Below are 21803 nucleotides of genomic sequence, written 5' to 3' on the forward strand. Positions count from 1 at the left end.
ATTTCCCTCAACCGATAAGGTCATTCTGGCGGGTGCTCAGGATTGAGGCAAGCTCTTTGCTCTTTTGTGGTCATTTGTAATTTTATAGAGCAATTGCTCTTTTGTGATCTACGGCTCTTATTTAATACAAATGATCGACTAGAGTGCAGGCATAACCTCACTGGAGAGCAGAACAATGAACGATCAATACACATGGCTTCATATTGGCTTAGGTTCTTTTCACCGCGCCCATCAGGCGTGGTATCTGCATCGTCTGATCGCTTCCGGCGATACGCGCTGGCACATTGCCGCCGGTAATATTCGCAATGACGCCGAGCACGTTGTGCAGGCGCTGGCGGCGCAAAACGGTCGTTATGTGCTGGAAACGGTCAGCCCGGAGGGCGAACGTGAGTACGAAGAGATCACGTCGATTCAGAAACTGCTGCCGTGGCAGGCGGATTTGCAGCCGCTGATTGCCGAAGGCGCCAGAGCGCAGACCAAAGTGATTGCCTTTACCGTGACGGAAGGGGGCTACTACCTGAACACCAGCCACAAGCTGGAAGTGAATAACCCCGATCTGGCGAGCGATCTCAACGGCGGCTGTAAAACGATTTACGGCGTCATTACCCGCATTCTGGAAGCGCGTATGGCCAATAACGCAGGGCCGCTGACGCTGCTCAACTGCGACAACGTGCGTCACAACGGTGAACGGTTCCACGATGGTCTGGTTGAGTTTTTACAACTGACCGGCAAACAGGCGGTGATTGACTGGCTTAGCGCCAATGCGACCTGCCCGAATACGATGGTGGACCGCATCACGCCGCGTCCGGCAGCCGATCTTCCGGCGCGTATCAAAGCGCAGACGGGCATTGATGATAAAGCGCCGGTAATGGGCGAAACCTTTATCCAGTGGGTGGTTGAAGATCGTTTCCGCGATGTGCGTCCTGCGCTGGAAAATGTCGGTGTGGAGCTGGTGACGTCTGTTATCCCGTATGAAGAGGCAAAAATCCGCATCCTCAACTCATCACATAGCTGCATTGCGTGGGCGGGTACGTTAATCGGCCAGCAGTATATTCATGAAAGTACCCTGACGGACTTTATCTACCAGATTGCCGACCGCTACGTGACGGAAGACGTGATCCCTTGCCTGGGAGATAACGGCATCGATCTCCCGACCTATCGTGATGTGGTGCTTAAGCGTTTTACCAACCCGCATATTCAGGATACCAACCAGCGCGTTGCCGCCGACGGATTCTCGAAAATCCCGGCGATGATTGCGCCGACGCTGCGCGAGTGCTATCAGCGCGGTGCGCGGCCGAACGCTACCGCTATGCTGCCCGCACTGTTTTACGTCTTCATGGAGCAGTGGCACAAGGGCACGCTGCCTTATGAATACCAGGACGGCATTCTGGATGCGCCAGCGGTACATGCCATGTTTGAATCCGCCGATCCGATCGCGGCGTATGCCAGTGATAAAGCGCTGTTTGGCGACCTGACGGAACGTGATGATTTCGCCGCGCTGCTGCGCGAGAAAATCGCCGCTGTTCACACGCTGATTAACTGAGAGGTGGCTATGTATCTGGGTATCGATCTCGGCACATCTGAAGTGAAGGCGCTGGTCATTGATGAAAATAATGACATTGTCGCCACCCATAGCGCGCCGCTGACGATTCAGCGGCCCCATCAACACTGGTCAGAGCAATCACCGGAAGCCTGGTGGGACGCGACGGAGTATCTGATGTCCACCCTGCGGGAGAAATGTGGTCATCACTGGCAGGCGATTAAGGCGATCGGTCTTTCCGGTCAGATGCATGGCGCGGTACTGCTTGATGCCGCCGGGAATACGATCCGCCCGGCGATTTTGTGGAATGACACCCGTAGCGCCCAGGAGTGTGCGGAGCTGGAAGAAATTGCCCCAGAGCTGCATCAGGTTGCCGGTAACCTGGCGATGCCGGGGTTTACCGCGCCGAAATTGCTGTGGGTGCGTCGCCATGAACCGCAGAATTTTGCCCGCATCGAAACGGTGCTGCTGCCGAAGGATTATCTGCGTTTCAAAATGACGGGTAAAAAAGTCTCCGACATGTCCGATTCGGCAGGGACGCTGTGGCTTGACGTCGAGAAGCGCGACTGGTCGGATGCGCTGTTGGAGAAATGCGGGCTGACGCGGGCCAATATGCCGGTGCTGGTGGAAGGCTGCGATATTTCTGCCACGCTCGATCCCGTCGTCGCGCAACGCTGGGGGTTAAACCCTTCGGTGGTGGTCGCCGGGGGCGGCGGAGACAACGCGGTCAGCGCTATTGGCGTTGGCGCGGTATCGCCCGGCGATGCGTTTATTTCACTGGGGACGTCCGGCGTGCTGTTTGTGGTGACGGACGCGTACCGTCCCGCGCCGCAATCCGCAGTACATGCTTTTTGCCACGTCCTGCCGAATTTGTGGCACCAGATGAGCGTAATGCTCAGCGCCGCCAGCTGTCTGCAATGGTTCTGCCGCCTGGTGGGGACAACGGAAACGGAACTGCTGGAAGAAATCGCGCAGTTAAGCGATGCAGAAAAAGCCAGCGCGCCGATGTTCCTGCCGTACCTTTCCGGCGAACGCACGCCGCATAACGATCCTGACGCCCGGGGCATGTTCTGGGGGCTGACGCACTCCAGCCAGCGCGCGCTGATGGGGTATGCGGTTCTGGAAGGCGTCAGTTTCGGCATTGCTGACGGGCTCCGTGTTTTGCAGGAGAGCGGTACAAATATCGAACAATGTTCGCTGGTGGGCGGCGGCGCCCGAAGTCCGTTCTGGGCGCAACTGCTGGCAGATATTCTGGATATGCCCGTGGTGACGCACAAAGGCGGAGAAACCGGCGGCGCGCTGGGCGCGGCGCGACTGGCGTGCCTTGCGGCAGGTAAACCGTTGGCGTCCGTTTGCGAAAAACCGGAAGTCTACAAAACCTGGTATGGCGATCCGGTTCGTCACACGGCGCTGATGCAGCGTTATCAGCAGTTTAACGCACTGTACCGAAACGACCTGAACTATCGAAATCAATAATTTCTATAACAAAAGCCCTCCGGTGAATGTACCGGAGTGGCTCCCTGCACCCTAAAACGAGGTCAATATGTCGTTAACTAACAAACAATGGCTGGGATTACCCTTAAGTCTGGTCTGGGGGTATATCGCCATCGCCGTATTCATGACTGGTGATGGTTTCGAGCTGGCATTTTTGTCGCACTACATCAAAGCGCTGGGCTTTACCCCGGCGGAAGCCTCCTTCGCCTTTACGCTATATGGCCTGGCGGCGGCGCTGTCGGCCTGGGTATCCGGCGTAGTGGCGGAGATCATCACGCCGCAAAAAACCATGATGATCGGCTTTGTGCTGTGGTGCGTATTCCACGTATTGTTCCTCGTTTTTGGGCTGGGTCAGTCCAACTACGCCTTAATTCTGCTGTTTTACGGTATTCGCGGTCTGGCGTATCCGCTGTTCCTTTATGCGTTTATCGTCGCCATTGTGCATAACGTCCGTAGCGACAGCACCAGCGCCGCGCTGGGCTGGTTCTGGGCGGTCTACTCTATTGGGATCGGCGTTTTCGGCAGTTATATCCCGAGTTTTACCATTCCGCATATTGGCGAAATGGGCACCCTGTGGCTGGCGCTGGCGTTCTGCCTGACCGGCGGTGTTATCGCGCTGGTTTCGCTGCGTAAAATTGAAACGCCGCGCCATATGCAAAACCTCACCACCCGTGAAAAGTTCAGCGAACTGGGGCGTGCGGTCACGCTGCTTTACACCAACCGTAGCATTATGTTGTCCAGCATCGTGCGTATTATCAATACGTTATCGCTGTTCGGTTTTGCGGTGGTCATGCCGATGATGTTTGTGGATGAACTGGGCTTCACCACCTCTGAATGGCTACAGGTATGGGCGGCGTTCTTCTTCACAACCATCTTCTCCAACGTCTTTTGGGGCGTACTGGCAGAGAAAATGGGCTGGATGAAGGTTGTCCGCTGGTTTGGCTGCATCGGGATGGCGCTCTCCAGCCTCGCGTTTTATTACATTCCGCAGCACTTTGGCCATAACTTCGCGATGGCGCTGGTTCCGGCAATCGCGCTGGGGATCTTCGTTGCCGCGTTTGTGCCGATGGCCGCCGTCTTTCCTGCGCTTGAGCCAAAACACAAAGGGGCCGCGATTTCGGTCTACAACCTGTCGGCTGGGCTTTCCAACTTCCTCGCCCCGGCGATCGCCGTGGTGTTGTTACCGCACTTCAGCACCATTGGCGTCGTGATTGCGTATACGTTGCTCTATATTGTGGCGTTTATTCTGTGTCCGTTCATTCGTGTTGAACAACCCGGATTCACGCGTCAGGAGGCATGTGAAGGCGAAACGGTCGGTATTTCTTAATGATGTCGGGCCCGGCTGCGCTGCCGGGTCTTTTTAAGGCGGCAAATGATGAAGAGTAAAGCGGTAATTTTCGACATGGATGGCGTCATCATTGACTCCGAAGGGCTGTGGCGTCAGGCGCAAAAAGACGCGCTGGCAGGCTGGGGAGTGACGGTTAATGACGAGGAGTGTGAAACGTTAACCAAAGGGAAGCGACTGGATGAGATTGCCCGCGTCTGGTGCGAATACTGCCCGTTGCAGACAGACCCCGGGGTGCTGGAGTCGGCCATTCGCAAACGCATTACCGGACTTATTGCAACGGAAGGCGAAGCGATGGACGGCGTCTACGCGGTATTGCATCATTTTCGCCACAGGGGGTATCGGATTGCGCTGGCTACGTCATCATCCCATCAGGTTATTGAGGCTGTTCTCTCTAAACTTAATCTCCGGGGGCATTTTGACGTCATTTGCAGCGCTGACGATGAACGCTACGGCAAACCGCACCCGGCGGTGTATCTCTCCGCGCTGAAAAAGCTGGGCCTGCCCGCCGCAGAGTGTCTGGTGATTGAAGACAGCCTGAGCGGTTTTCGCGCCGCGCAGGCCGCCGGAATTGATACCATTGTGGTGTCTGACGGCTGCCAGCACCCCTGCTTTAGCGAGGCCATCGGGCGCTACACGTCAATGCCGCAACTCTTGGAGACGCTGGCCCCGCCGGTTAGGGCCGCAGGGTAAATGACCCGTTTGTGAGCGCAGAGGTTCCGGGATGTCGCCGGTCTGATTATCCCTCTCTGCGCTTACTTTCTTTTTTCGTTAGCGCAGTAACGGGCAGTCTGGCGGCAAACGGCAACGCAGCGCGTTGGGAAGTATTTCAATATGAAATTCCTGACCACTGAGCGGCTCGCCATCGAGGTTAAAGGTGATTTCATGCGGAGCCTGAATATCAAACCAGGCGGATGCGCCATCGACAATGTTGGGGTTCTCTTCCGGCTGCGTCAATGTGGAAAACAGCGCCGGAAGCAGCTCCTCCCCGGTGAAGATCCGCAGTTGCAGCAGCCCGTCATTAATGAGTGCGCCAGGGCAGAGCTGTTGTCCGCCACCGGCCTGACGACCATTACCAATGCCAATCACCAGCGCATCGCCCTGCCAGTGAAAATTCTCGCCGCGAATCTCACAGCGATCGGGCTTGAGGGTGTCCATGCGCATCAGCCCATGAATAAAGTAAGAGACGCCGCCCAGCGCGGCCTTGAGTTTTTCCGGCGTTTCGGTGGTGATGCGCGTCCCGAATCCCCCTGTCGCCATATTGATAAAGCAGGTTTTATCGTTGACCTGAGCGATATCGATCGCAACCGCGTTACCGGCAATCGCCAGTTTTAAGGCTTTATCCAGCGCTTCCGGGATGCCAGCGCTGGTGGCGAAGTCATTGGCCGTGCCCAGAGGCAAAATGCCAAGCGCGGGAACGTTGCCGCCCTGACACTGAATCAGCGCGGCGGAAACCTCATTGATAGTGCCGTCGCCGCCGCCCGCAATGACTGTCTCAACGCCAAGCTGTCTGGCTTCATCAACATAACGCTGGGCATCGCCTTTTTCCCAGGTGACCCGGACGTGAATCTCCACGCCCTCATCGCGAAGTAGCCCTATCGCGTCGCGCAGGGGCTGATTATCAGCGCCTTTGCCATTTAAAATCAGTAAGCTGGCGGGAAACGTAGCCATCCTTTGTTTGCCTCTGTCGTTAACCTGTTGAAAGTGTATAGCAGAAAAGGCGCGGAAAGGTCAGAACAGGCTGAAAATGAATCAGGAGCGTAAAGGAAAGGATAAAGACTCAGCCCAAAAAGCCCCGGAAACCGGGGCTTTTTGGGCTATTCGAGGATGAGTTGCTCGGGAGCGCAGTTATACAGTTTTGCTAATCTTTCGATGTTATCTTTACGTGGGCGTTCTGACTTCTCAAACTCTGAGACAGTCGCCTGTTTGATGCCCAGGGCTTCCGCAACCTGTTTTTGCGTCATCCCTCTGTAAATGCGCCATGCCGCTTGCATGGTGCAATTTCGCTCAGAAAGTATGCTGATCACTTCGTTGGGGTAACGAACATTATCAGATGCGCCTGATTCGTCTTGTACAGTGTCATACAGTTCATCAAGATCTCTGTCGCTAACTAACTTTTCGAAGAGGTCAATTGGCACAACAGCAGAGACTCTGCGGCCTCGACTGTCTGTAATAAATTGGATAGCGGCCATAAGATTACCTTTTTTACATTTACATGCTAATAGTTGTTGTCGGTTAATTAACAAATTGTTTACAGAGGGAAACGGGCGGGTTTCCCCGCCGTCTGTCAGTAGGTTGATGAGCTACGGCGTAATATGCGCTGAATTTCAACGATCAGCGGCTCTCCGTTTACAAATACGAAGAGAACTCGATAGCTTTTCACCCTTAATCTGTACTGCCCGTCTTGATCCGTGAGTTTTTTGATATCCAGAGAGCTAATGTCTGGGTATAACTGCATGGCGTTTACTTTCTCACGTACAGCTTTTTGATCATCAGCAGGTAGCTTTCGCAGATCCTTAACGGCTCTACCCGTCCAGAGTATCTGGGTCATAAAACATCCCCTGTAAAACAAATTGTTAAAGAGCACACCCTACATGGCAGGTCTTAAATATAGGGTTTTAACCCTATATTGTCAAATTATACCTCTATTTTTATAGGGGAAGGGCGCTGAGTGAACAAGGCGTGTGTGCCAAAAACACATGGATGTGAAACGGGAATGGAACAACTAAGATGTGGGTACTGGAGGGAATGGCTCTTTTCCAGTGTGCAACGATGAGATAAAAAATAAGCCTGCGTAAGGGAGATTACGCAGGCTAAGGAGGTGGTTCCTGGTACAGCTAGCATTTATGGGTTATGTTTTTCAGCGCCTCGGATAATACCCGTAATGAACGAGGCGGTATGTGATCGATTTCTAAGAATCTTCCCATAATGAAAAAATAACGTGGATTAACTACTTAGCGTGTGGGTTCCGCGTGGATTCGCCGGAAAAATTACGCATTAACAACGCATAATTCAGATCCATATCCTGCGGCACCGGCATCCAGACGGTGTAGCCATCGCCAGGCGCCACCGGCATTGCTTCACCTTTGGCGTTTTCCATATGTTCCAGAGTGAAGTTGACGTTCCCCTGCGGCGTCATCAGCTCCAGGCTGTCGCCGATGGAGAATTTGTTCTTCACGGCAACGGCGGCAAGGGCGCCTTTACGCTCGCCGGTGAACTCACCCACGAACTGCTGACGTTCAGAAACAGAGTAACCGTACTCGTAATTCTGGTAGTCATCATGCGTGTGGCGGCGCAGAAAGCCTTCGGTGTAACCGCGATGCGCCAGGCCTTCCAGCGTTTCCAGCAGTTGCGGATCAAACGGCTTGCCCGCAGCGGCATCGTCGATCGCTTTGCGATAAACCTGAGCGGTACGCGCACAGTAGTAGAAGGATTTGGTACGGCCTTCGATTTTCAGTGAGTGCACGCCCATTTTGGTCAGGCGTTCAACGTGAGCAATGGCGCGCAGATCTTTCGAGTTCATGATGTAGGTGCCGTGTTCATCTTCGAACGCGGTCATGTATTCGCCCGGACGCTGAGCTTCTTCGATCATAAACACTTTGTCGGTCGGTGCGCCGATACCCAGCGTCGGCTCGACGTTCTGTACCGGAATCGGTTCGTATTTATGGACGATGTTGCCCACGACGTCTTCTTTCCCTTCCTGCACGTTATATTCCCAACGGCAGGCGTTGGTGCAGGTTCCCTGGTTCGGATCGCGTTTGTTGATGTAGCCAGAGAGCAGGCAACGACCGGAGTAGGCCATGCACAGCGCGCCGTGTACGAAGATTTCGATCTCCATTTCCGGCACCTGTTGACGAATCTCTTCAATCTCTTCCAGCGACAGTTCGCGGGAAAGAATAACGCGGGTCAGCCCCATCTGGTTCCAGAACTTCACCGTTGCCCAGTTTACGGCGTTGGCCTGCACCGAAAGGTGAATTGGCATTTCCGGGAAGTTTTCACGTACCAGCATGATAAGCCCGGGATCGGACATGATCAGCGCATCCGGCCCCATTTCCACAACCGGTTTAAGATCGCGAATAAAGGTTTTCAGTTTCGCGTTATGCGGCGCAATGTTCACGACCACATAGAATTTTTTGCCAAGCGCGTGGGCTTCGTTAATGCCGAGCTGCAAATTCTCGTGGTTAAATTCGTTGTTGCGCACGCGCAGGGAGTAACGCGGCTGGCCCGCATACACGGCATCTGCGCCATAAGCGAAAGCGTAACGCATATTTTTCAGCGTTCCCGCCGGGGAAAGGAGTTCCGGTTTAAACATAATTTTCTCGTTCTGATGACAGGTCAGATCCGCTTCACTGAATGAGGCGGTTAGGGGAGTGCCCCTACGTTAAGGGCGGGCATTGTAGCGCTGTGGGGGAGGCAGGTAAAGAAAAACGCCGGATGGCGGCGTAGCGCCTTTTCTGGCCGACAACGCTCTTATTTGTCGGTCGGATCAGCGGAGCGTCATCCGGCTATTGCAGGCGTGACTTATGCAATCCGGCAGGTATCCGCTTCCCAGCGATACCCGACGCCGTATACCGCACGGATGAACGACTGTTCGGCGTCCAGCGATTCCAGCTTGCGGCGCAGGTTTTTGATGTGGCTGTCAATGGTGCGGTCCGTCACCACGCGATAATCATCGTAGAGATGATTAAGCAGCTGCTCGCGGGAGAAGACTTTCCCCGGCTCGTGAGACAGCGTTTTCAACAGGCGAAACTCTGCGGGGGTCAGGTCGAGCATCTTGCCGCGCCAGGATGCCTGAAAACGGCCTTCATCAACAATCAGCGGGCTTTGCGCGTCCAGCTGTTGCAGCTCACGCTGCGGCTTGCAGCGGCGCAAAATCGTTTTCACGCGGGCGACCACCTCACGGGGGCTGTAAGGTTTGCAGATGTAATCATCGGCGCCAATCTCCAGCCCAAGCAGGCGGTCGATCTCTTCAATCTTTGCCGTGACCATCACGATGGGCACGTCAGAAAAACGGCGAATTTCCCGGCACAGCGTCAGGCCGTCCGTACCTGGCAGCATTAAGTCCAGCAGGATCAGGTCTGGCGGCGTTTGATGCACATACTGCAATACCTGATCGCCATGACTGATTAGCGTGGGGGCATAGCTTGCGGCGCGCAGATAGTCGATCAGCAGTTGTCCCAGCTTGGGTTCATCTTCCACGATTAAAATACGCGGCGTGTTTTCATCAATGGGTAACTCAGTCATACATCTCTCTGTAAATCGCGTTCCAGCGGTAACTCTACTGTAATGCTAAGCCCGCCAAAAGGCGAATGGGACGCCCGGATACGACCATTATGCGCTTGTACGATATTGTCGCAAATCGCCAGTCCCAGACCGGACCCGCCGCTGGCGCGGTTGCGGGAGCCTTCTGTGCGGTAGAAACGTTCAAACAGTTTTTGTAACTGCTCATCGCGAACGCCGGGCGCGGAATCGGCGAACGTTAACAGCAGCATGTTGTCGCGCTGCTCGGCGGAAATGTGCAGGCTGCCGCCGCTGTCGGTGTAGCGCAGACTATTTTCCAGCAGATTATTGAATAACTGCATCAGACGATCCGGATCGCCGAATACCATCACGCTGTCAGGAAGGGAAAAGTGTAACGTCAGCCCACGGCTGGCGAAGCGCTCGCGAAACGCGCCGCCCGCCACCTCCAGCAGGGGAATCAGGTCCACCGATGTTTTCTGGTACGCCAGCGCGCCTTCATCGGACATAGAAAGCTGATGCAGATCGTCAACCAGCTTGGTGAGCGTGCCGACTTCAGCCTGGAGCGAGGCCACCGATTCGGGCGTAAACTGGCGGACTCCGTCCTGGATAGCCTCCAGCTCACCGCGCAATACCGCCAGCGGCGTGCGCAGTTCGTGGGAGATATCCGCCATAAAATCGCGGCGCATTTGCTGATTTTTTTCCAGCGTGCTGGCGAGCTGGTTAAAATCCTGCGCCAGTTTACCCAGTTCATCCGCGCTGGTCGGCGTTACGCGCGTCGTGAAGTCGCCTGCGGCCAGTTTGTGCGTGCCTTCCACCAGCCGCTTAACGGGCGCCAGCAACCCGCGCGCCAGCGGAAACGTCGCCAGCGCCGCCAGCAGAGTCGACAACGCCACGATCAGCCAACTGGTACGGCGCTGTTGCTTATCAAAATTAATATCGGTATTGCGCGTCAGTCGCTCAACGGGAGAAGCAATCACCGCGCCAACTTCCACACCGTTTACGTGAATAGCCCGGCGGGTGCCGTCTCGCGGGACTGGCGCTCGCGGGCCGACCAGCACATTGGCGTGTTGATCGACGACCCAAAATTGGGTTCGCCAGCCATGCGGCGGCATCCCGGGGCCGGGTTTGTTATCGTCGTTGTCATGCTCAAAAGAGCGCAGGATCTGGAAAACGAAGCGATCGTTATTGCGTAAAAAACGCCAGTTGCCGTGCAGCGAGTACTGCTCGCCCAGCGCGTCGCCGAGCATCTGCAACCGCTGTTCGTTGCCATGTTTGATGTAGTCGATAAACCCACGCTCAAAGCTGATGCGTACGGCCCAGTGCATGCTGATCAGCAAGACAATGCAGGTGGCGAAAATCGCCAGAAACAATTTGCCGGTAATACCGGGCCGCCAGAACTTCATTGCGTGCTCCTTTTGCGTCGTGAAATGACGGCGTTTTTGTGCGTGTCGTTCGGCACCCGGGCGAAGATGAGTGCGGGCAGCGCGATAATCAGGGCCATGCACAGCCAGGTATACATAAACACCGTGTGGCTCGCGCCGCTGTCGGCCGCGATATGTTGTTGACCAAACATGCCCAGCAGCAGCCCGGCGATGGTCACGCCAATACTCATCGACAGTTGCATGATCATGGACAGCAAGCTGTTGCCGCTGCTGGCGAGTTCATCGGGCAGATCTTTGAGCGTTAAGGTGTTCATGGATGAAAAACGGGTGGAGTTGACCATGCCTTGCAGGAACAGCACAAAGGGCAGGGCGTAATACCAGCCAAGCATCGCGACGCTCATAAACAGCAGGCTGACCAGCGACAGGCCGAGGGTGGTGGCGACCAGTACGCGACGATAGCCAAAGCGGTTTACCACCTGTACGACGATACGTTTCATTCCCATGCTGCCGAGTACCATCGGGATCATCATCAACCCGGCATGAAACGGCGAGAACCCCAGACCAATCTGCAAAAAGACCGGCGTCATGAAGGGCAGCATGCCGCTCCCGACGCGCCCGGCGAAGCTACCAGACAGGCCCAGCGAGAAGGTGTGGGTGCGAAACAGCGCCAGACTAAACAGCGCGCGCGGATTGTTTTTGGCGTGTTTCAGGTAGAGCGCAATCGCCAGGATGCCGCACAACACCAGTGCGCCCAGTGAGAGAGGCGAGAGCCCCGTGCCTTTGCTGCCGTCCAGCGCCATCGTCAGTACCGCCATGCCGACGGCCAGCAGGAGGAACCCTGAAAGATCGAAACGCCGGGTTTGCATGGTGTAGTTCGGCATCAGCATGAGCGTCGCAATCGCCCCGACAATGCCGACCGGAATGTTAATCAGGAAAATCCAGTGCCAGGAGGCGTACTCGACCAGAATGCCGCCCAGCGCCGGGCCGAGCAGCGGCCCGACCTGACCAGGCAGCGTGACGAAGGTCATTGCCGCCATATATTGTTCGCGCGGAACGATCTTCATGACCGTCAGTCTGCCGACCGGCACCATCATGGCGCCGCCCACGCCCTGTAAAACGCGCGCCAGCACCAGTTCATTCAGCGTGCTGGACCAGGCGCAAAATAGCGATCCCAACGTAAACAGCACAATGGCGGTAAAGAAGATATTACGCACGCCGACTTTATCCGCCAGCCAGCCGCTGGCAGGCAGCATTACCGCCACGGTCAGTACATAGGAAACCACGACCATGTGCATATGCAGCGGGCTTTCCCCCAGACTGAGCGCCATAGAGGGAAGCGCGGTGTTGACGATTGTGGTATCCAGCGATTGCATAAAAAAGCCGAATGCCACAATCCAGAGTTGCCAGCGTGTGCTGTCAGGAAGTTCTGTCATGGCTCTGTTATGGGTTCCGGTTGGCTATTATTACGTGAAAAACGCAGCAGCAGACGGTCGAAAAAGAGATAGACCACCGGGGTGGTATAAAGCGTCAGCAGCTGGCTCATCACCAGTCCACCCACGATCGTAATCCCTAATGGTTGACGTAACTCTGAACCATCGCCCCCGGAGATAACCAGCGGCAGCGCGCCAAACAGCGCCGCCAGCGTGGTCATCATGATTGGGCGAAAACGCAGCAGGCAGGCCTGGAAAATCGCCTGTTCCGGCGTCAGGTTGCCGTTTCTCTGCGCCTCAAGCGCAAAATCGACCATCATGATGGCGTTTTTCTTCACAATGCCAATTAATAGCATGATCCCGATGAGCGCGATTAGGCTGAACGGGGCATTGAACAGCTCCAGCGCCAGTAGCGCCCCCACGCCTGCGGAGGGGAGGGTAGAGAGGATGGTCAGCGGATGAACATAACTTTCATACAATATCCCCAACACAATATAGACCGTCGCGATCGCCGCCAGGATCAGAATCACCTGCGAATTCATCGTCTCCTGGAAAACCTGTGCCGTTCCTGCGAAACTGCCGCGCACCGTTGACGGTACGCCAAGCTGTGTCATCGCCCGGTTGATGGCTTCCGTCGCTTCGGACAGCGACGTGCCCGTAGGCAGGTTAAACGCGATAGTCGAGGCGGCGGACAACCCCTGGTGATTCACTGACAGCGGCGCATTGGCGGGCTGCCATTTTGCAAAATAAGAGAGCGGAATCGCCTTCCCGTCGCTGCTAATGACGAACATCTTCTCCAGCGCGCTGATGTCCTGGGTATAGCGTGGGTCGACCTCCATCACAACCTTGTACTGGTTCATCGGCTGATAGATGGTGGAAATTTGCCGTTGACCGAAGGCATTATTCAGCAGACTGTTGGCGGCCTGCACGTCGATCCCCAGCCGGGACATGGTTTCGCGGTCGTAAATCAGGTTCATCTCCGCGCCGTTATCTTGCTGATCGGAGTTAACGTCCGCCAGTTGGGGGAGCGCCGCCAGCGCTTTACGGATTTTCGGCTCCCATTCCCGCAGCGCGCTTAAATCATCAGACAGCAGAGCGTACTGGTAGCTGGCGTTAGCCTGCCGCCCGCCGACGCGGATATCCTGCACCGCCATCAGAAACAGGTTTGCGCCCGGCTCTTTTGCCAGCGCGACCCGCAGCCGGTCGATAACCTGCTGCGCCGTTTCATGGCGTTCGCCGCGTGATTTCAGCGTAATAAACATCATCCCGCTGTTGACCCGCGAACCGCCGGTGAACCCGGTCACGTTGTCGACCGCCGGATCGTCGCGAATGATCTTCATAAAGTCCTGAAGTTTGCCGCGCATCGCCTGAAACGAAATACTCTGGTCAGCCTGAATGCCGCCCATCAGTACGCCCGTATCCTGTTCGGGGAAGAAGGTTTTGGGGATGGAAATATAGAGCCAGATATTCAGCGCAATGGTGCCCAACAAGACGACGCCCACCAGCCGCGTATGGTTTAGCACCCATTTCAACGATGTGCCGTACCCCTGTTTCAGGCCAGTCAGCAGACGGCCAAAGCCGCGGCTTCGCGTCTGCTCGCGAGGCTTGCTGGACTTCAGCATCCAGCCGCACATCATGGGGGTTAGCGTGAGCGAGACGAGCAGCGAGATGCCGATCGCCACCGAAAGGGTGACGGCAAACTCGCGTAATAATCTTCCGGGCAATCCCCCCATCAGCAAGAGCGGCAGGAATACCGCCACCAGGGAGAGGCTCATGGAGAGCACCGTAAAGCCAACTTCACGCGTTCCCTGAAGCGCCGCCTGCAAGGGCTTCATGCCGGCTTCAAGATGGCGGGAGATATTTTCCAGCACCACAATGGCGTCATCGACGACAAACCCGGTGGCGATAGTCAGCGCCATCAGCGACAGGTTGTTCAGGCTAAAACCGCACAGGTACATTGCGGCGAAGGTGCCAATCAGCGACACGGGAACCGCAACGGCAGGAATCAACGTTGCGCGCCCGGAGCGCAGAAATAAAAAGACCACCAGAATGACCAGCGCGACGGAAATAACCAGCGTCTGCTCCACTTCCTCCAGCGAGGCGCGAATCGTCGGGGAACGATCCTGAGCGATTTGCAGGTCAATTGAGGCGGGAATCAGCGTTTGTAATTCCGGGAGCTTCTCGCGAATGCTGTCTACCGTCTGGATGATATTGGCTTCCGGCAGCTTGCGAATCATCAGCAAAATCGCCGGTTTGGCGTTGGTCATCCCGGCGTTACGCACATCCTGCACCGAGTCAGTTACTGTGGCGACATCGCCCAGACGCACGGCGGCGCCGTTGTTGTAGTGGATAATCAACGGCTGGTATTCCGTCGCCGTTTTCAGTTCATCATTTGTCTGAACCTGCCAGCGATGAGTCTTGTCGTCGATCGCGCCCTGTGGCTTACGCACGTTGGCATTGCTGATGGCGCTGCGCACGTCATCCAGCGATACGCCCTGATTAAACAACGCCTGCGGGTTAAGCCCCACGCGCACGGCGGGCAGCGAACTGCCGCCGACATCCACATCGCCGACGCCGTCAATTTGCGCGATTGTCTGCGCCAGCTGCGTTGAGGCGAAGTCATACAGCTCTCCCTGCGACCAGGTGTCCGATGTGAGCGTCAGAATCATAATCGGCGCGTCGGACGGGTTGGCTTTACGGTAGGTCGGGCGGCTGGGCATCCCGCTGGGCAGCAGACTTTGTGCGGCATTAATTGCCGCCTGCACGTCACGCGCCGCGCCGTTGATATCACGGTCAAAGTTAAACTGAAGGATAATTCGCGTGCTGCCCAGCGAGCTGCTGGAGGTCATTTCACTGACCCCCGCGATGCGTCCGAGCGAACGCTCCAGCGGCGTGGCGACCGACGACGCCATGGTTTCCGGCGAAGCGCCCGGAAGCGATGCGCTCACCATAATGACCGGAAAATCCACCTGTGGCAGCGGGGCGACCGGCAATAACCGGAAACCCAGCACGCCGCAGAGCGTAATGGCGATGGAGATTAAAATGGTCGCCACCGGGCGGTAAATGAAAAGGGCGAAAAATTTCATTTACGCCTCCTCTTCCTGGCGGGGGAAGCGGCTTTTCACATACAGCGACAGGCGGTCAAACAGCAGATAGATGACGGGCGTGGTGAACAGGGTTAAGACCTGGCTGACCAGCAGGCCGCCTACCATGCCAATCCCTAACGGGCGGCGTAATTCCGCGCCTGTGCCGGTACTTAACATCAATGGCAGCGCGCCTAACAGTGCCGCCAGCGTGGTCATCAGAATCGGGCGAAAACGCAGCAGACAAGCCTGGAAAATCGCATCACGCGGCGCCATTCCCTGCTCGCGCTCGGCGGCCAGGGCAAAGTCGATCATCATGATGGCGTTCTTCTTCACAATACCGATCAACAAAATGATCCCGATGATGGCAATCACGTCCAGTTCACTACCGGCAATCATGAGCGCCAGCAGCGCCCCGACGCCCGCCGTCGGCAGGGTGGAGAGGATCGTGATTGGGTGGATAAAGCTTTCGTACAGCACGCCAAGCACGATATACATCGCCACCACTGCCGCCACGATCAGCCAGACGGTGCTGCCGAGCGCGGCCTGGAAGGCCAGCGTGCTGCCCTGGAACTGGGTGGTGATATCGACTGGCAGGTTGACCGTTTTCTCCGTGTCCAGAATGGCCTGTACCGCATCGCCGAGCGAATAATTATCCGGCACGTTAAACGAGAAGGTCGTTACCGGGAACTGATCCAGGTGATTAATGGAAAGCGGCGCGAAACGCTGCTCGATTTTGGCGATGGCGCTAAGCGGCACAATCCCGCCGTCGCTGCTGGTCAGACGGATGGTGTCCATTGCCGCCAGCCCTGGCGTGGTGTCGGTGTTATGTTCCAGCACGACGCGATATTGATTCGCCTGGGTGTAGATGGTCGAAATCAGGCGCTGGCCAAAGGCGTTATACAGGGCGTTATCGACATCCGCCATGCTGATGCCAAGACGGCTGGCGCTGTCGCGGTCAACGTTTACATACGCCACCAGACCTTTGTCCTGCCAGTCGCTGCTGACGTCAGAAAGCTGCGGAAGCTGCTGGAGTTTTTCCATCAGCTGCGGCACCCAGGTGCTGAGCGCATCCAGTGAGGTGGCCTGTAGCGTAAACTGGTACTGCGTGCGGCTCACCTGAGTATCAATGGTGAGATCCTGCGTTGGCTGGAGGTAGAGATCGACACCGGGCACTTTCGCCACGGCGTGTTGCAGGCGGGCGATGACTTTCTGCACCCGATCGTCACGTTCATTCAGCGGTTTAAGGTTAATTTGCAGACGCGCGCTGTTCAGCGCCGGATTAGTGCCATCAACGCCGACAAAGGCGGTCAGGCTTTCTACCGCCGGGTCTTTTAAAATCACATCAGACACCTGGCGCTGGCGCTGGGCCATGCTGGCGAACGAGCTGGATTGCGGAGCCTGCAATGTGCCCTGAATAATGCCGTTATCCTGCACCGGGAAGAACCCTTTCGGGATAAAGACCCACAGCATGATGCTGAGAAGCAGGGTGCCGAGCGCCACGCTCAGCGTCAGCCACGGATGGTTGAGCACTTTTGCCAGCCACTGACCGTATTTCTCAATGACGCGATCAAACATTTTTTCCGCCGTGCGGGAGAAGCGGTTTTGCTTGCGCAGCGACGCCTGGCTGAGCATCCGGGCGCACATCATGGGCGTCAGGGTCAGCGACACGACGGCGGAGATCAGGATCGCTACCGCCAGCGTGACCGCAAATTCACGGAACAAACGCCCGACGATATCGCCCATGAATAACAGCGGGATCAGTACCGCAATCAGCGAGAAGGTTAATGAAATAATGGTAAAGCCGATTTCGCCAGCGCCTTTAAGCGCCGCCGCCAGCGGTTTTTCCCCTTTCTCGATGTAACGCGAAATGTTCTCAATCACCACAATCGCGTCGTCCACGACGAAGCCGGTGGCGATGGTCAGCGCCATTAGCGTCAGGTTATTGATCGAGAAATCGAGAAAGACCATTACCGCAAAAGTGCCGATCAGCGATAACGGCACGGCGACGCCCGGAATGATTGTGGCGGGGACATTACGCAGGAACAGGTAGATGATCATCACCACCAGCGCAATCGCCAGCATCAGTTCGAACTGGGTGTCGGTAACGGAAGCGCGAATGTTGGTGGTGCGATCCGACAGCACGGTGACATTGACCGATTTCGGCAGGCTTTCCGTAAGCTGCGGCAGCATCTGACGAATGCTGTCCGCCGTGGAGATAATGTTGGCGCCGGGCTGGCGCTGCACATTCATCACAATGGCCTGTTCTTTATTGGCCCACGCGCCGAGCCAGCTGTTTTCCGCGCCTTGTTCGACCGTTGCCACATCGCCCAGACGTACCGGCGCGCCGTTCTGCCAGGCGATGATTAACTGGCGATACTCATCGACAGACTGCATCTGATCGTTAGCAGAGAGCGTGACCGCGCGAGTTGGGCCATCAAGGCTCCCTTTCGCCGAGTTGACGTTGGCGCTGGTGATGGCGGCGCGAACCGTTTCGCTGGTAAGCCCCAGCGCGGCTATCGCCTGCGCATTCAGCTTCACACGCACGGCCGGGCGTTGGCCGCCGGACAGCGTGACCAGCCCTACGCCGGAAACCTGGGAAATTTTCTGCGCCACCCGGGTTTCCACCATATCTTCCACCTGCGTCATGGGCATGGCGGTTGAGGTGACGGCCAGCGTCATGATCGGTGGATCTGCCGGGTTAACTTTGCTGTATACCGGCGGGTTAGGCAGATCGCTAGGCAGCAGGTTTGTGGCCGCGTTAATGGCGGCCTGTACTTCCTGCTCGGCGACATCCAGCGGCAGAGTCAGCTGGAACTGCAACGTTACAACCGATGCGCCGCCGGAACTTTGCGACGACATCTGTTTCAGGCCGGACATTTGCCCGAACTGGCGTTCAAGCGGCGCGGTGACAGCGGAGGTCATCACATCCGGGCTGGCGCCGGGGTAGAGCGTTACCACCTGAATGGTGGGGTAGTCCACCTCCGGCAATGCGGCGACGGGCAGGAAGCGGTAACCGATAATCCCGGCGAGTAAAATCGCCACCATCAGCAGCGTGGTCGCGACAGGGCGCATAATAAACAGGCGCGACGGGCCGCCTGTGCTGCTCGGAGGTAACACCTGCATCAGGAGCGTACTCCTTTCTTACCGTATTCCCGATTCGTGGCTTTATCTTCTTTCGCCGCAGGCGCTTGCGCTTCCACCACTTCGACTTTCGCCCCGTCCGTCAGACGATCGATCCCGTCCGTCACGACGCGATCGCCTGCCGACAGCCCGGCGCTGATTACCACGTTCTGACTGTCCTGAATACCCGGTTTAACCAGATGCTTGCTGACTTTGTTCTCATCATTTAGCACCCAGACAAAGTGGCCTTCGTTACCCATTTGTACGGCCGCTGTCGGTATCACCACCGCGTTTTGCTGCGTATCGACCAGCATGCGGGCGTTAACAAACTGGTTAGGGAACAGCGCGTCATCCTGGTTGTTAAAACGGGCTTTGATTTTGATGGTGCCGGTCGTGGCGTCGATTTGGTTGTCCAGGCTGAGCAGTACGCCGTCGCTTAATTTCTGTGAGTTAGTGCGATCCCAGGCTTCAACGGTCAATGTTTTGCCCGTTTTTTGCGCCTGTACGACGGTGGCGATATCGCTTTCCGGCAAGGTAAAAATCAGATCGATTGGGTGCGTCTGGGTGATAACGACAATGCCTGTGGTATCGCCGCTGGAGATTTGATTACCGACATCCACCTGTTTTAACCCCACGCGACCCTCTACCGGTGCGGTGATGCGGCTCCAGTCAAGCTGCAACTGCGCGCTGGCGACGCTGGCTTCATCGGCCTTAATGGTGCCTTCTGTTTCGCTGACCAGCGCCTGTTGCGCGTCCAGCTCCTGGCGGGAGACAAGATTGGTTTTCACCAGCTGTTGATAGCGCGCTAAATCGCGACGGGCATTCGCCAGTGTGGCTTTGTCTTTCGCGAGCTGCCCCTGCGCTTGCGCTAAGGCGACTTTAAACTGGCTGGGATCGATTTCCGCCAGCAGATCGCCCGCTTTGACCTGTTGTCCTTCCTGGAAGTGCAGCGCCATCAGTTGACCATCCACGCGGCTGCGTACCGTGACGGTATTGGCGGCAGCGATCGTGCCCAGCCCGGTCAGATAGCGTGGTACGGCTTGTTCCGTTGCGGTCGCCGCCTGAACCGGCGCCAGCGGGCCGGAACGCATGCCGCGACGTCCTGCGCCAGCCTGACGTTGCGCATGTTCGTTAGCGCCCGGCGCATTCCCCTGGGTTTCGCTGCGACTATGCCAGAACCCGTACACGGCAATGGCCGCCACAACGACCACGATTGCTATCACCCAGCGGGATTTTTTACTGCCTTTCATCGTTATAAGTTTCTCATCCTGAAACGTTTCGCGGAATGATACTAGTTTAGTCATCCATAACGGGAGAAAAATGGAGGAATTATGAAACACTGTCTGGATTCGTCTGAATGACGTCGGCCTTTGCGAGGCGTTACGCAACAATCACCCATGAAAAGCACGGATATTTACTCTTGCGTTAGAGTGGCGGCACGGCAAAAAAAGGAGGTAAGCCACAGCTTTCAGCAGGACGCTGGAACGGGAAAGCCCCTCCCGAGGAAGGGGCTAAAATAAGGAAAGGGTTATGATGAAGTGCGTCATCATACTGGTGATACTCTTAGTGAGTAGCTTTCAGACTGACTAAGACACCAGGGGGAGGGGAAACCCTCCCTAACCCTCACTCCTGAAAATAAGCCACAGCAAAAATAATGTCAATCTGCAAGCCGCTCAGCTTGCGAGGCGGTTAACGAAATACGACGTCCGCCCAGCGCGCAAGACCGGCGGTGACGGAACCGAAGTCATCGCCGCCAGCAATCGGAATGCCCGGCAACTGCTCCGCCAGCGCACTTTTGATCAGCGGTGAGCGTGCGCTGCCGCCGGTCAGATAGATGACATCCGGTTTTTCCTGCGCATTGTCCAGCGCCAGTTGTACCTGCTCCAGTATACGCGCCAGCGGCTGGCTCAGCGCTGCTTCCAGCCCCTGCTGACTGACAGACGTCGCTAGCTCATCGCTGATAAACGGCAGCGTGGTGAGGATATCGGGCTGCCCGGACAGGGCGATTTTGCTCTCCTCCGCGCTGCGTACCAGACGATAGCTGAGGCGCTGACGCCAGACTTTAAGCAGCAGCGCGACTTTATCCGCATCGCGGGCGTCCCGAACCAGCTCGTTGAGCAGGCGACCGTTGGCGCTGCTGTAGAAATCGCTCTGTGCGGGAACATCATTGATCGCGACAGCGTTCCACCACGGCAGAACCGGCAATGCGATGCCTTTTTCGGTTTCGCCGCCCATGCCCAGCAACGGCATCAGGTGTTTAAACGCCAGCGCGATGTCCAGGTCGTTACCGCCCACGCGACAGCCGCTGTGCCCGAGCAGGCTGGAGGCGCGGTCAGCGCGCTGATGCCACTGCGGCCCCATCAGCAGCAATGAACAGTCGGTCGTCCCGCCGCCAATATCCACCACCAGTACGCGCTTCTCTTCCTGCAACGTGGCTTCATAATCCAGACCCGCCGCAACCGGTTCAAACTGGAAGACGACATCCTGAAAACCGGCGCGTTTTGCCGCGCGCTCCAGAATGCCTTGCGCTTGGCGGTTGGCCTCATCGCCACCCAGCCCCTGAAAGTTAATTGGTCGACCGATCACCGCCTGCGTGATGCTTTCCGGCAACTGCGTTTGCGCCATATGACGGATGTGCAACATCATCGCGCAAACCAGATCCTCAAACAGCGCAACCTGCTGCGGTTTTAGGCCGTTAGCGCCGAGGAAGGATTTTGGCGATTTAACGAAGTAAACCTCTTCCGGGTCGTCAATGTAGTGGCTTAGCGAAGCCAGCCCGAACTGCACGCTGCCTGCGCCGACCTCAATATCTTCTTCACGGTTGTAGCGCATTGCGCGCCGCAACAGCGCCTGCGTTTCGTCATCCGTCGCCGGAACCGCGTGATGGCGGTACAGCCACTCGCTGACGGCTTCACGCGTCGGGGCGCAAAGCATTGAGGGCAACAGCGTGCTGTTATTTTCCATTTTTAGCAGATGCGGTTGCCCGTCGCGCATGACGGCAACGGAACAGTTTGCCGTGCCGTAGTCAAAACCAATAAACACCTTAATAATCCCCATGCCAGTGAAGAAGGGGCGTGACTTTAACGAAATGTTGTAATCCCGACAACTGGAATATGAAAGCAAGGCGCGGCGTTTGAATAGCGTTTATGCTGAAGGAGAATAAAA

The 21803-nt window shown here is 56.5% G+C and carries 16 protein-coding genes; 5 read left to right on the forward strand and 11 right to left on the reverse strand.

Features of this window, described 5'->3' with window-relative positions:
* Positions 1 to 175 precede the first annotated feature (175 nt).
* From dalD to OGW17_RS05555, 4 genes are all read left to right on the forward strand, one after another.
* The gene (gene dalD / locus OGW17_RS05540) at positions 176 to 1543 is read left to right on the forward strand and encodes a D-arabinitol 4-dehydrogenase (RefSeq protein WP_047462567.1); all 1368 of its coding nucleotides are present in this window, start codon (positions 176 to 178) and stop codon (positions 1541 to 1543) included.
* 9 nt (positions 1544 to 1552) lie between these two features.
* Positions 1553 to 3016, forward strand: coding sequence for a xylulokinase (gene xylB, locus OGW17_RS05545; protein WP_071258934.1), 1464 nt, complete (start codon positions 1553 to 1555; stop codon positions 3014 to 3016).
* Positions 3017 to 3083: 67 nt separating this feature from the next.
* Complete coding sequence (locus tag OGW17_RS05550; protein WP_012131672.1) at positions 3084 to 4361, forward strand: RbtT/DalT/CsbX family MFS transporter; 1278 nt, start codon at positions 3084 to 3086, stop codon at positions 4359 to 4361.
* A 48-nt stretch (positions 4362 to 4409) separates the two neighbouring features.
* Positions 4410 to 5072, forward strand: a complete 663-nt coding sequence (locus tag OGW17_RS05555) for an HAD family hydrolase (protein WP_048902422.1) — start codon at positions 4410 to 4412, stop codon at positions 5070 to 5072.
* A 78-nt stretch (positions 5073 to 5150) separates the two neighbouring features.
* Here the strand turns inward: OGW17_RS05555 and yegS are convergent, their stop codons facing one another.
* The 10 genes from yegS to OGW17_RS05605 form a co-directional block, all read right to left on the reverse strand.
* Entirely contained in the window at positions 5151 to 6050 is a 900-nt protein-coding gene (gene yegS, locus OGW17_RS05560; RefSeq protein WP_012131675.1) for a lipid kinase YegS, read from the reverse strand.
* 146 nt (positions 6051 to 6196) lie between these two features.
* A complete protein-coding gene (locus tag OGW17_RS05565; RefSeq protein WP_012131676.1) occupies positions 6197 to 6571 on the reverse strand; it encodes a helix-turn-helix domain-containing protein in 375 nt (124 codons plus the stop codon).
* A 95-nt stretch (positions 6572 to 6666) separates the two neighbouring features.
* Positions 6667 to 6930, reverse strand: coding sequence for a type II toxin-antitoxin system RelE family toxin (locus OGW17_RS05570; protein WP_012131677.1), 264 nt, complete (start codon positions 6928 to 6930; stop codon positions 6667 to 6669).
* 399 nt (positions 6931 to 7329) lie between these two features.
* Positions 7330 to 8691, reverse strand: a complete 1362-nt coding sequence (trhP, locus tag OGW17_RS05575; RefSeq protein WP_012131678.1) for a prephenate-dependent tRNA uridine(34) hydroxylase TrhP — start codon at positions 8689 to 8691, stop codon at positions 7330 to 7332.
* Between the two features lie 209 nt (positions 8692 to 8900).
* Positions 8901 to 9623 (reverse strand): envelope stress response regulator BaeR, encoded by a 723-nt coding sequence (baeR, locus tag OGW17_RS05580; RefSeq protein WP_012131679.1) that lies wholly within the window; start codon positions 9621 to 9623, stop codon positions 8901 to 8903.
* Positions 9620 to 11023, reverse strand: coding sequence for an envelope stress sensor histidine kinase BaeS (baeS, locus tag OGW17_RS05585; RefSeq protein ID WP_047462573.1), 1404 nt, complete (start codon positions 11021 to 11023; stop codon positions 9620 to 9622). Before baeS ends, baeR begins: the two co-directional genes overlap by 4 nt.
* Positions 11020 to 12435 (reverse strand): MFS transporter, encoded by a 1416-nt coding sequence (locus tag OGW17_RS05590; protein WP_012131681.1) that lies wholly within the window; start codon positions 12433 to 12435, stop codon positions 11020 to 11022. Before OGW17_RS05590 ends, baeS begins: the two co-directional genes overlap by 4 nt.
* Entirely contained in the window at positions 12432 to 15518 is a 3087-nt protein-coding gene (gene mdtC, locus OGW17_RS05595) for a multidrug efflux RND transporter permease subunit MdtC (protein WP_286452143.1), read from the reverse strand. Before mdtC ends, OGW17_RS05590 begins: the two co-directional genes overlap by 4 nt.
* Positions 15519 to 18641, reverse strand: coding sequence for a multidrug efflux RND transporter permease subunit MdtB (gene mdtB / locus OGW17_RS05600; protein ID WP_071258928.1), 3123 nt, complete (start codon positions 18639 to 18641; stop codon positions 15519 to 15521).
* The gene (locus OGW17_RS05605) at positions 18641 to 19888 is read right to left on the reverse strand and encodes an MdtA/MuxA family multidrug efflux RND transporter periplasmic adaptor subunit (RefSeq protein ID WP_071258926.1); all 1248 of its coding nucleotides are present in this window, start codon (positions 19886 to 19888) and stop codon (positions 18641 to 18643) included. The genes mdtB and OGW17_RS05605 overlap by 1 nt, the downstream gene beginning before the upstream one ends.
* A gap of 280 nt (positions 19889 to 20168) precedes the next feature.
* On the opposite strand from OGW17_RS05605, the gene OGW17_RS05610 reads away from it, so the two are divergent.
* Positions 20169 to 20228: a type I toxin-antitoxin system Ibs family toxin gene (locus OGW17_RS05610; protein WP_114647626.1), complete on the forward strand. Its 60-nt coding sequence runs from the start codon at positions 20169 to 20171 to the stop codon at positions 20226 to 20228.
* Between the two features lie 99 nt (positions 20229 to 20327).
* Here the strand turns inward: OGW17_RS05610 and yegD are convergent, their stop codons facing one another.
* Positions 20328 to 21680 (reverse strand): molecular chaperone, encoded by a 1353-nt coding sequence (yegD, locus tag OGW17_RS05615; protein ID WP_071258923.1) that lies wholly within the window; start codon positions 21678 to 21680, stop codon positions 20328 to 20330.
* Positions 21681 to 21803 lie beyond the last annotated feature (123 nt).

The organism is Citrobacter sp. CK181 (assembly GCF_030333595.1).
GTDB classification, from domain to species: Bacteria; Pseudomonadota; Gammaproteobacteria; order Enterobacterales; family Enterobacteriaceae; genus Citrobacter_B; species Citrobacter_B koseri.